Source organism: Streptococcus sp. HMSC074F05, from assembly GCF_001808725.1.
In the GTDB taxonomy this organism is placed as follows: domain Bacteria; phylum Bacillota; class Bacilli; order Lactobacillales; family Streptococcaceae; genus Streptococcus; species Streptococcus parasanguinis_I.
This window is the reverse complement of record NZ_KV794411.1, coordinates 62,051-73,757: the sequence shown is the minus strand read 5'-3', so window position 1 is coordinate 73,757 and position 11,707 is coordinate 62,051. Positions and strand designations below refer to the sequence as shown.

The 11,707-nt window shown below is 43.9% G+C and carries 12 protein-coding genes; 2 read left to right on the top strand and 10 right to left on the bottom strand.

What is annotated here, in order from left to right; all coding sequences use genetic code 11:
- Positions 1 to 199: 199 nt before the first annotated feature.
- The 10 genes from HMPREF2685_RS04110 to HMPREF2685_RS04065 form a co-directional block, all read right to left on the bottom strand.
- A complete protein-coding gene (locus tag HMPREF2685_RS04110; protein WP_003006038.1) occupies positions 200 to 475 on the bottom strand; it encodes an HU family DNA-binding protein in 276 nt (91 codons plus the stop codon).
- 110 nt (positions 476 to 585) lie between these two features.
- Positions 586 to 1,419, bottom strand: coding sequence for a DegV family protein (locus tag HMPREF2685_RS04105; protein WP_070465458.1), 834 nt, complete (start codon positions 1,417 to 1,419; stop codon positions 586 to 588).
- Positions 1,420 to 1,508: 89 nt separating this feature from the next.
- A complete protein-coding gene (locus tag HMPREF2685_RS04100) occupies positions 1,509 to 2,237 on the bottom strand; it encodes a metallophosphoesterase (RefSeq protein ID WP_070465453.1) in 729 nt (242 codons plus the stop codon).
- Between the two features lie 20 nt (positions 2,238 to 2,257).
- Positions 2,258 to 3,916, bottom strand: coding sequence for a DNA repair protein RecN (recN, locus tag HMPREF2685_RS04095; RefSeq protein WP_045759180.1), 1,659 nt, complete (start codon positions 3,914 to 3,916; stop codon positions 2,258 to 2,260).
- Between the two features lie 6 nt (positions 3,917 to 3,922).
- Positions 3,923 to 4,357, bottom strand: coding sequence for an arginine repressor (locus tag HMPREF2685_RS04090; RefSeq protein ID WP_003012247.1), 435 nt, complete (start codon positions 4,355 to 4,357; stop codon positions 3,923 to 3,925).
- Entirely contained in the window at positions 4,347 to 5,165 is an 819-nt protein-coding gene (locus HMPREF2685_RS04085; protein WP_070465450.1) for a TlyA family RNA methyltransferase, read from the bottom strand. The genes HMPREF2685_RS04090 and HMPREF2685_RS04085 overlap by 11 nt, the downstream gene beginning before the upstream one ends.
- Positions 5,158 to 6,033, bottom strand: a complete 876-nt coding sequence (locus HMPREF2685_RS04080; protein ID WP_070465447.1) for a polyprenyl synthetase family protein — start codon at positions 6,031 to 6,033, stop codon at positions 5,158 to 5,160. The genes HMPREF2685_RS04085 and HMPREF2685_RS04080 overlap by 8 nt, the downstream gene beginning before the upstream one ends.
- The gene (locus tag HMPREF2685_RS04075) at positions 6,030 to 6,242 is read right to left on the bottom strand and encodes an exodeoxyribonuclease VII small subunit (RefSeq protein ID WP_003006013.1); all 213 of its coding nucleotides are present in this window, start codon (positions 6,240 to 6,242) and stop codon (positions 6,030 to 6,032) included. Before HMPREF2685_RS04075 ends, HMPREF2685_RS04080 begins: the two co-directional genes overlap by 4 nt.
- Complete coding sequence (xseA, locus tag HMPREF2685_RS04070; RefSeq protein ID WP_070465444.1) at positions 6,220 to 7,560, bottom strand: exodeoxyribonuclease VII large subunit; 1,341 nt, start codon at positions 7,558 to 7,560, stop codon at positions 6,220 to 6,222. The genes HMPREF2685_RS04075 and xseA overlap by 23 nt, the downstream gene beginning before the upstream one ends.
- A 152-nt stretch (positions 7,561 to 7,712) precedes the next feature.
- Positions 7,713 to 8,597, bottom strand: a complete 885-nt coding sequence (locus HMPREF2685_RS04065; protein ID WP_070465441.1) for a LysR family transcriptional regulator — start codon at positions 8,595 to 8,597, stop codon at positions 7,713 to 7,715.
- 172 nt (positions 8,598 to 8,769) lie between these two features.
- On the opposite strand from HMPREF2685_RS04065, the gene HMPREF2685_RS04060 reads away from it, so the two are divergent.
- Positions 8,770 to 10,392, top strand: a complete 1,623-nt coding sequence (locus HMPREF2685_RS04060; protein ID WP_070465437.1) for a malolactic enzyme — start codon at positions 8,770 to 8,772, stop codon at positions 10,390 to 10,392.
- 21 nt (positions 10,393 to 10,413) lie between these two features.
- Complete coding sequence (locus HMPREF2685_RS04055) at positions 10,414 to 11,688, top strand: 2-hydroxycarboxylate transporter family protein (protein ID WP_070465435.1); 1,275 nt, start codon at positions 10,414 to 10,416, stop codon at positions 11,686 to 11,688.
- The last annotated feature ends 19 nt before the right edge of the window (positions 11,689 to 11,707 follow it).

The following is an 11,707-nucleotide window of genomic DNA, read 5'->3' as shown; positions in this document are numbered from 1 at the left end:
TCATAAAGCAAAATTCCAGTACGAACCACAGCCCTTTCAATAGATACAAAATAGGTCGGATAAACAACAAGGCAAATAGTCCTAAAATGAATCGCATGGTCTTTTCTCTCTTTCTTTTTTCCTATTATACCCTTATCCTATAGAGCTGTCCAACCAAAAAAGCCATCCTAGAAATCTAGGATGGCTTTTCAAAATGCAATTATTTAACTGCTTCTTTAAGAGCTTTACCAGCTTTGAATGCTGGAACTTTAGAAGCTGCGATTTTGATTTCTTTACCAGTTTGTGGGTTGCGACCTTTACGAGCTGCACGTTCACGAACTTCGAAGTTACCGAAACCGATCAATTGAACTTTTTCACCTTTTGAAAGGTATTCTGAAACTGCTGCGAATACAGCGTCAACAGCTGCTGCTGAATCTTTTTTAGTCAATTCTGTAGCTTCTGCCACTTTTGCGATCAAATCTTGTTTGTTAGCCATTTAACAAATCCTCCAAATTTTTTTAGACTTTACGCCTTAACAGTACTATAATATCTAAAAAAAGCCTTTAGGTCAAGTACTAAACCTGTTTTTTCAAACATTTATTCAGCTTATTCGTAGCGCACCAAAACTGCAAATGCATTCTCACCTGTATGGGTTTGAATAATCGATCCAGTTTCGAGAACTGGGATCGCATTTTCAACGAGCGATTGCAACTTAGCCTTCATTTCATTGGCCCACTCTGGTGTCCCTGCGTAAGAAATCCCGATCTCAGCCACCTTGCTGTGGGATAGTTTCTCTACCAATTCATCCAACCATTTCTTAAAGGTCTTGTTTCCACGTCCCTTGACGATTGGTTCTAACTGATGGTCCTTCATTTGCATCACCACACGGATGTTAAGAAGCGAGCTCAAAAGTCCGGTAACACGGCCAATCCGACCACCTTTAACTAGATTTTCCAAGGTAGATACGCCGATATACAACTCAGTCTTTTCTTTGACTTCTTCGATACGAGCTAAAACGGTGTCTAGATCTGCTCCTTCTTTAGCCAACTTAGCTGCCTCAACCACTTGGAACTTCATAGCTTGGTCTGTAAAGCCACTATCAATCACGGTCACATCTGCTCCAGATAAGGTTGCCCCTTGACGAGCTGCCTCTACTGTTCCAGACAAGGCATGAGACATATGAATCGAAACGATATGAGCTCCGTCTGCTGCTAACTTTTCATACACCTCCGCAAAGACTCCAACGGGTGGTTGGCTGGTCTTTGGAAGATTTTTGCTAGACTGCATTAAGCGCAAGAAGTCCCCTTCGCCCAACTCACTGTCGGAATAAAGGACTCCATCCACCATAACAGAAAGTGGCACAATGGTAATGCCATATTCTTCAACCACTTCAGGCTCAATTGTAATAGATGAGTCTGTAACTATTTTAATATTTGCCATATATTTCTATACTCTTCCTAAGAATGTTCTGCTTTCATTATATCAAAAAACACGGGGTTTTGCAGTGAAAGATATCCATTCCTGCTTCCTCAGTCGTCTGCGGCAGAAAAACCTGTATTATGAAGGACATGGTCATGGACAATGCCTTGATCATCCAAGAGCAATCCATGGAGGACTCCGCCATAGACAGCGCCTCCATCGACGCCCATCTTCTGATCTGAAATCCAAAGATTTTCAGTACCGACTGGCTCATTGAGCAGTCCATAGACTGGTGTATGGCCAAAGACGATCCATTTGCCTGTATGATTCTCCGCTTCATGGAATGGTTTTCGGATCCAGACTTTTTGGTAATCACTGGTTTCCCGCCAATTTTCAAGGGTTAGATCCACACCAGCGTGGACAAAATAATAGCTCTCTGTCTCGTAGTCAAAAGGCAAACTACGGATGAAGGCCACCAAGTCAGGAACGGCATTTTCTACTGCTTGCGCATCCGCAATGCCATCTACAGGAGCATCGAGTGGCCGGCCTAACAGAGAGTTGATGGTCGTATCGCCACCATTTCTTCGGTAGTGGTCATAACGCTCTTCTGGATTGTCCAACCAGGCTAAAAACATGTACTCGTGATTCCCGGAAAGGCAAACAGCTCCGTGATGGTCTACGTAGTCCTTTACGATTTCAATTGATCGTTTGCCATTTTCGCCTCGATCTATCAAATCCCCTAAAAAGACCAATTGAGCTTTTCCATCCCACTCTGTCATGAGTTCTTCTAGCATTTGTGCTTTTCCGTGAATATCTCCGACTACAAAGTATGTTGACATTGTTTCAAACCTTCTTTCTCTTAACGCTTGAGAAGTTGCTCTGCTTGTTGACGGGCAGCTTCCGTTAGATCCTCTCCTGCCAGCATCTTGGCAATTTCTTCGATTCGTTCTTCTCTATTGAGCAAACGCACAGTAGAGACAGTTGAGTGTTCATCACTGATTTTCTCAATATAGAATTGATAATCTGCTGCAGCGATGACTTGAGGCAGGTGAGAAATGGCAAGCACTTGGCCATTTTGACCAATCTTGTGAATTTTCGCTGCGATGGCTTGAGCCACGCGCCCAGAGACTCCTGTATCCACCTCGTCAAAGACAATACTGGTTTTTCCTTCTTTTCGAGAAAAAGCCGACTTAATGGCCAACATCAAGCGTGACAATTCTCCGCCGGATGCTACCTTGACAAGGGGTTTAAAGTCCTCACCTGGGTTGGTCGAAATGTAAAATTCGACAGCTTCATTTCCCTCACGATTAAACTTAGCCTTGCTAAAACGTACTTGAAAACGCGCCTTGTCCATGTAGAGATCTGCCAATTCTTGCTGGATTTCATTTTCCAAAGCTTGGGCCAAAACATGCCGCTGATCACTCAAGTCTTGAGCCAAGGTGACCAAACTCTTTTCTAGACGTTTGAGTTCTTTTTCCATGTCCTCAGACGAGAGGTCACTTCCGGTGAGGAGGCTATATTCTTTGGTGATTTGCGCCAGGTATTCCAAGACGTCCTTGACTTGGCCACCATACTTGCGCGTGATGGAGTGGATCAAATCTAAACGTGATTCCACCTGCATGAGGCGATTGCCATCAAACTCCAGACCATCTACTACATCTTCTAAGCGCTTGGTAATATCCTCAAGGGCATAGAAGGTTTCCGATAACTGGCTTGAGAGCTCTTTGTAGCTGGGATCATATTCTTCAATGCTTTCCAGATCATTCATGGCTGAGCGAACATTGGAGAGGCTCGAAAACTCTTCTGCATCCAGCATGGTATAGGCATTGGTTAAGGTATCTGCAATCATCTTGTGATTGAGCAGGCGTTGGCGTTCTTGCTCCAGACGCAGGTCCTCATCCACTTCCAAGGCAGCTGCCTCAATCTCTGCAATTTGAAACTCCAACATCTCGATACGAGCCTTGTTTTCCTGCTGGTTGCGCTGAAGTTCCACTACTTGTTTGCGCAGACGTTTGTAATCTTCAAAGGTTTGACGATAAGCGTCTTTGGTTTGGAAAAAGGCTGCATCCCCAAATTCATCCAGCATGGCGATATGCAATTGGGGCCGCATGAGTTCTTCCTGATCATGCTGGCCATGGATATCCACCAAATGTTGACCGACTGCCTTTAAGACAGATAAATTCACCATTTGACCATTGATCCGGCTGACACTTCGTCCATTTTGTAAGATCTCTCGGCGGATGATCAACTCATCGGTCCACTCTAGTCCTTGCTCTTCAAAGAGAGTCGTCAAGTGGCGATTGCTCTCAACAGCAAAGAGCCCTTCGATTTCCGCTTTTGGGGCTCCGTGTCGAATGACATCCGTCGTTGCACGGCTTCCCAGCATCATGTTCATAGCATCGATAATGATGGATTTCCCTGCACCTGTTTCCCCTGTCAGTACCGTCATTCCCTTTTCAAAATTTAAGGAAATCTCTTCGATAATGGCAAAGTTCTTAATCGAAATTTCTAATAGCATAGGCTCTTACCACCCAAAGATTGATTTGAGGATATTCTCTGCTTCTGGTGCGGAATAAGCAATCAACAAGATCGTATCATCATCTGCGACAATACTAAAGATATGATCTTTATAAATCTCCCGCAAACGACGTTTGACTAAGGGCGCTGTCCCTGGAACCATGGTGAAATTGACATATTCTCCCATGCGACGATGAGACAAGATATTGCTTTCAATCATCCCAATTCCTTGGTGGTGCTTACGTGGCAATTCATAGACATAGGTCATGTCTTTCAGAGGGCGTTTTACGATGCCCAATTCTTTGATATCCCGTGATACCGTCGCTTGGGTTGCTGAAATGCCTTCTTCTTTCAAATGTTCGACGATCTCTTCTTGGGTCCCCACTTCATGATCGCGAATGAAGCGGCGAATTTTTTCTAATCTGATATTCTTACTCTTCATGTTTAAATTCCTTATGTGCCAGCTCCACAACAGCCTCCAGCTGCTCTGTCGTTGGCTTTGTTTTCTCTTCTTTTTTTTCTAGATACATCAAAAATTCGATGTTGCCATGGCCTCCTTGGATAGGGGAATAATCCACTCCCATTACAGAAAAGCCATGCGTTCCTGCAAATGTAGCGACCTTTTCAAGGACTGCTAAATGAATCTTAGGATCCTTAATGATCCCATTTTTCCCAATCTGCTCGCGTCCTGCTTCAAACTGGGGTTTAACTAGCGCAACCACTTGTCCATTTTCTGCCAAAATCCGATAAAGGGCTGGCAGAATCAAGTCCAAGGAAATAAAGCTGACATCGATACTCGCAAAGCTCGGTATCGCTTCAAAATCATCTGGCTCAGCATATCGGAAATTGAACTGTTCCATCGAGACTACCCGAGGATCGTTGCGCAATTTCCAGGCCAACTGATTGGTCCCGACATCCACCGAAAAGACCTGGCTGGCTCCATTTTGCAGCATGACATCTGTAAAGCCACCTGTAGAAGCTCCAATATCAATCGCAATTTTATCCTCTACAGTTAAGCCAAATTGGTGCAAGGCTTTTTCTAATTTGAGTCCGCCGCGGCTGACATACTTGAGCTTTTCACCCTTTAATTTCAACTCGGTCGATTCATCAATTTTTTCACCCGGTTTATCAAAGCGCTCACCATTGATAACGGCAACGACAAGGCCTGCCATCACCCCTCTTTTGGCTTGTTCGCGGGTATCAAATAGGCCTTGTTTATAGGCTAATACATCCACTCTTTCCTTAGCCATCTATTCGTAATCCTTCTATTAATTTCTTGATTGCTTGCGGATCAAAGTCGCAAGCAGCTGTAATCTGATCCAACAAGTCCTCGCAAGCATCTAATTCACTTGCCAGCAAAGCTTTTGATTCTTCCAATCCCAACATAGCTGGATAGGTCGATTTTTCTGCCACTAAGTCCTTTTGAGGAGTCTTACCTAGAGCTTCAAAATCAGCGACCAAATCCAAAATATCATCCCGTACTTGAAAAGCCAGCCCTAATGTTTTCCCGATTTTTTCTAAGAGCTGACCAATGTCTGCTGGCAACTCTAAAATCGAGGCTGCTGCGATGAATGGATAGGCAAGGAGGCGTCCCGTCTTATTGGCATGGATGGTCTGCAATTCTGCTAGAGTGAGCTGTTTGTGCTCCCCTTCCATGTCAAGGACTTGGCCAGCTACCATTCCGCGACTACCGGAAGCATCTGATAACTCAAGGATCAAAGAAACCTTGACCGCATCTGAAAGGTCACTCGCAGCAATCATTCCAAAGGGATCGAGGAAAAGTGCATCTCCTGCTAAAATCGCCAAGTCTTCTCCAAATTTCTTGTGGTTGGTCAATTGCCCCCGACGGTAATCGTCATTGTCCATGGCCGGTAGATCATCATGAATAAGGCTTCCTGTGTGGATCATCTCCAAAGCCCCTGCCACTTGAAAATGAGCCTCTGTCAACTCCTGTCCGAAGGCTTCTAACAATTCTAGAAGAAGCATTGGGCGCAGGCGTTTTCCACCTGCTTGAATCGAATAAAGGACCGACTCCACTAAATGGGGGGCGATGGATGTTTCCTCATAAAAAGAGCGAATCGCTTGCTCTACTCTATTTCGTTTTTCTTCTTGTCTCATGCTAGATCCGCTTCAGTACCATCTGCTTGCATGACCTTGACCAAGGTTTTCTCTGCTTGATCCAAGGTATCTTGCAATTCTTTTGACAACTTCATTCCTTTTTGGAATTCTGTAATCGCTTCTTCAAGAGCCACATCCCCACTCTCCAATTTTTGGACGATGGCTTCCAAATCTGCTAAATTTTCTTCAAATTTCTTTTCTTTCGACATGTTTTACCTCTACTTCTAACTGGCCATCTCTCATGATGAGGGACAGCGGGTCTCCTTCTTTTACTTTCGCAACCGAATCCAAGACTTGATCGTCTTGCTTGACCATGGCATAGCCACGCGCAATAATCCGACTAGTATCCAGCATCAAGAGGGCTTCTGATAAGCCTTGAACCTTGATCTTTTGCTCTTTTAGGACTTGTTCCATGCGGCTGGTTAAGAGTCTCTTATCTTGGAAGACACGGTCTTGATAACGTTCGATACGATGCAAAGGAGACATAGCCTCTAGACGATGGCGCAGACCTTGCAACTGATTGTCCCCTTGTCCATAAACTTCGCGCATCCCTTGTTTCAATCGCAATTGCAACTGGTCAATCTTTTGCAGGTAGCCATCATAGAGTCTCTCGGGCTGTCTAAAAATAACCGATTGACTTAATTTGGCCAAACGTTCACGATTATAGGCCAAGCGATTGGACATGGCTGTTGCCATGCGATTTTCCTGCTTTTGTAAATGGGACAAGAGATCCAATTTGGTTACCGGAGTGGCCAATTCAGCAGCTGCTGTCGGAGTAGCGGCTCGTCGGTCCGCTACAAAATCTGCTAGAGTCGTGTCTGTCTCATGTCCCACACTGGAAATAATGGGAATTCTAGACTCAAAAATAGCCCGCACAACCGGCTCTTCATTAAAGGCCCAGAGGTCTTCAATCGAACCACCCCCACGACCGATGATCAGGATATCTAGGTCCGTCCGAGCATTGGCCTTCTGAATATTAGCAACCACCTCACTAGCTGCACCTTCACCCTGAACCTTGGTCGGGTAGAGCACGATGTCCACACCAGGAAAACGACGGCTCACCGTTGTGATAATATCGCGAATCACGGCGCCACTTTGACTAGTGACCACCCCGATCTTTCTTGGAAATTGCGGCAGAGCTTGCTTCCACCTATCCTGAAAGAGCCCTTCTTCGGTCAACTTTTTCTTGAGCTGCTCAAATTGGATAGCCAAGGCCCCTACCCCATCTGGCTCCGCCTTTTCGATGACAATGGAATAACTCCCACTTGGCTCATAGAGTTGGATCCGACCAATGACATTGATTTTCATGCCTTCTTCTAGCTCAAAACCAAAACTCTTATAGATCCCAGCCCAAACAGTCGCCTGAATCACAGCCTTTTCATCCTTTAGAGAGAAATACTGGTGGTTGGGGCGTTTTCGGAAATTGGAGACCTGCCCTGTCAGATAAACCCTTTCCAAATAGGGATCCTTATCAAATTTTAATTTCAAATATTTGGTCAAACTGGATACGGATAAATAGTTGGACATAGGAACTCCTTTCTGCAGAATATGATCAAGTTTAATTATACCAAAAAACACCAAAAAAGGCTGGCAGACAAAGCGAAATCATGAATTTCCTTTCTCTACAAGCCTCATTTTATTCAAGACACTTTCTATTTGTCTGTTTAACACCAGCTTCCCTATTTTTCACACTTCTCTAACCGTTCAATAAAGGAGCTAAGAAGCGCTTGGGGTTCCCCTTCATTTGGATAGGCATAACTAATATAGAAGACTGTTTTTTCCTCTTCAACCAGCGGAATTTTGACAAGATTTGGATATTCAGGAAAGAGAGTCAGATCGGTCATGAGACCAATTCCCAAATTTTCTTCGATGAAACTCAAGACCAAGTTGGAATCGGTCAAGACAACAGTAGACTGGGCCAAATCATCAAAGCGAGCATTCAAGCGTTTAAAAGCCGTCATGTGGACATGATGCTCATCTAACAGAATGAAGGTCTCCTCTAACACCTCTTTAAAAGAAATTTCCTTGCGATCTGCTAGTGAATGATCTTTTGAGACAATCACAAAAAATTCTTTTTTATACAGGAGCTGACTGGTTAAATGCGTGTGCGAAATGGGCTCTAAGCTTCCCAATAGACTAAAATCTAAATCTCCACGCACCAACAATCGCATCAAATCCCTGGAACCTAATTGCACCAATTGCGATTGACGAAAAATCTCAAGTTCTTCATCATGCGTCCCAAATTTTTTCATGATATCGCTAGTGATCAAAGGCGGTAGTCCAATGCGCAACAGATTCTTTTTACTTCGTTCAACAGCTTTTTCCGTCTTTTCGATTTCGATTAAAACCTCTCGCGCGTGATTGGCTAAAACCTTCCCTGGCTGAGTTAGGTGCAAGACACGATTAGAAGACGATTTTTCTACCAACTGACAAGCATAGTGGTCCTCTAAACGCTTGATGGCATAGGTCACAGTCGGTTGACTCACTTGAAAATAATGCGCCACGTCTGTATAAGACTTTAATTTCGACAGTTGATAAAAATATTCCAAGTCTCGGATATTCATCTCTATCCCTCTATTTCTACAATTTCCATTTCTTTCATTCTAACACAAAACTCTTACTTATAAAATTTTTTTATAAGGACAAGGGAAGTTGACTATAAGAATTACAGAAGACTATAATGGCTTGCGTGAGAAAAAATCTTACAGATAAATTATTTATGAGGAGTATTTCGCAATGAAATCACATGAAATTTTAAACAATCCTTTCTTAAATAAAGGAACTGCTTTCACAATGGAAGAACGTAAAGAACTTGGCCTGATCGGTCTTCTTCCTCCATATGTTCAAACCATCGAAGAACAAGCTGAACAAGCTTACCAACATTTCTTGCGCAAACCATCAGACCTTGAAAAACGTCTTTTCTTGATGGAAATTTTCAATACAAACCGTACTCTTTTCTACTACCTCTTCAAACAACACATCGTTGAGTTCAACCCAATCGTCTATGATCCAGTGATCGCAGACACCATTGAACAATATTCTGAACTCTTTGTAGACCCACAATATGCCGCTTACCTTGATATTAACCACCCAGAAAATATCGAAGAAACATTGAAAAATGCGGCTGGCGATCGCGATATCCGCTTGATCGTTGCAACTGACGCAGAAGGAATTCTTGGTATCGGTGACTGGGGTGTCCAAGGGGTCGACATCTCTGTCGGAAAATTGATGGTCTACACTGCTGCAGCCGGAATTGATCCAGCTTGCGTTATGCCTCTTGTCATCGATGCTGGTACCAACCGTGAAGAATTGTTGAACAATCCAATGTATCTTGGAAACCGTCATGAACGTGTTCGTGGTGAAAAATACGATGCCTTTATCGATCAATTCGTTCAAACAGCTGGAAAACTTTTCCCTAAATTGTACCTTCACTGGGAAGACTTTGGTCGTTCAAATGCGGCTGATATCTTGAACCGTTACAAGAAAGAAATCCCAACTTTCAACGATGATATTCAAGGAACTGGGATCGTTGTTTTGGGCGGTATCTTTGGAGCAATGGATATCACTGGTGAAAAATTGACAGACCAAGTTTACCTTTGCTATGGTGGTGGTTCTGCTGGTGCTGGTATTGCAGACCGTGTTCACGCTGAAATGGTTGCTGAAGGTCTTTCTCCAGAAGAAGCATACAAACGTTTCTTCATGATCGATAAACAGGGACTTTTGTTTGACGATATGGAAGATTTGACGCCAGCTCAAAAACCATTTGCTAAAAAACGTGCTGACTTCGAAGGTAAAGGCGATATGACCAATCTTCTTGAAGTGATCAAAACAGTAAAACCAACGATCTTGGTCGGAACTTCTACAAACCCAGATGCCTTCACCAAAGAAGTGGTTGAAGCCATGTGTGAAAACACTGAACGCCCAGTTATCTTCCCAATTTCTAACCCAACCAAGAAATTGGAAGCAACAGCCCAACAAGTCATCGAATGGTCAGACGGAAAAGCCTTTGTCGCTACCGGTGTCCCTTCAGGAACCATCAGCTACAAAGGTGTGGACTACGAAATCGGTCAAGCTAATAACGCTTTGATCTACCCAGGACTTGGTCTTGGTATGTTGGCATCTGAAGCCAAATTGTTGACAGATGAAATGATCGGGGCAGCAGCTCACTCATTGTCAGGTATTGTCAATCCAGGTCAACCAGGTGCGCCAGTCCTTCCACCATTCCAATATGTAGCTGACGTATCTATCAAGGTAGCAGAAGCTGTTGCCAAGAAAGCTCAAGAGCAAGGGCTTGCACAAGCTAAAGAAACAGATATGGCCAAAGCTGTACGTGACCTTAAATGGTATCCTAAATACTAATAAGGAGATGACTGAACAACCATGAAAAAATTGAATGAAATCAAAATTTCCGGTGTCAGTCTTCCTCTATATGCATTCATCGTCATCGTTCTTGCGGTGACGATTGCTATGGGGAAACTCCCACTCAATATGCTTGGACTAACCCTCCTTTTGGTCGTCATGGGGCATCTTCTCTACTTTATCGGTGAGAAACTTCCAATCATGAATTCTTACCTAGGTGGGGGATCTGTCTTCACCTTACTAGGAGCTACTCTTCTAGCGACCTTCCATGTTATTCCAGCAAATGTTATCACAGCCACCAAGGGCTTTTTGGGAGATTCCTTTGGCTTTCTTGATTTTTATATCGCAGCCTTGATTTGTGGGGCTATTCTAGGGATGAATCGCAATCTCTTGGTAAAAGCTTCCGCTCGCTTTATTCCTGTTTCCTTGGTCACCATGGTCTTTGGGGCTCTCTCTGTTGGGATCGTTGGAAGCCTTTTGGGACAAGGATTTGGACATTCGATTCTCTATGTTTCCTTCCCACAAATGGTCGGAGGAATGGGAGCTGGAATCCTGCCTCTTTCAAAGATCTACGCTGCCAATCTCCACGGAAGCCAAGCAGCCATCTTCTCTCAATTGGCACCCGCTACTACACTTGGTAATATCCTCGCCATCATTGGAGCTGTTTTGATCGTCAAAGTCTTTGCAGATAGTCCTTACAATGGTCACGGTGTCTTGATTCCTGTCAATAAAGATGAATTGAAGAAAGAAAAACTCACCCTTGATCCGACCCAAATCGGAGTTGGAATGATGTTTGCCTTTAGTATTTTTCTTCTCGGGGTCATCTGCAATGCCTTTGTTCCAAAAATCCACAGTTATGCCTTCATGATTATCATCGTCTTTATCCTGAAAGCTTTCAATGCTGTCCCAAAACCTTTGGAAAACTGTGTGGTCATGTTCAACCAAGTCATTATGACCAACCTCACCCATGCAGTCCTAGCTGGGATCGGTCTTTCCTTGATTGACCTTTCAACTCTAGCTAAGGCGATGACCTGGCAATTCATTCTCCTAAGCTTGACTTCTGTAGTAGCTATGGGGCTTGCATCTGCTGTGATCGGAAAACTGGTTGGATTGTATCCAGTCGAGACTGCTATCGGATCTGGTATGATCAATAACTCGATGGGAGGAACCGGAAATATCGCTGTTCTCTCGGCATCCGATCGCATGGAAATGATCGCCTTCGCCCAAATGGCCAACCGACTGAGCGGGGCTATCATCCTCATTCTGGGAGGGCTCCTCGCTTCCATTCTCTCCTAAAACAAAAAGACAAGTCACA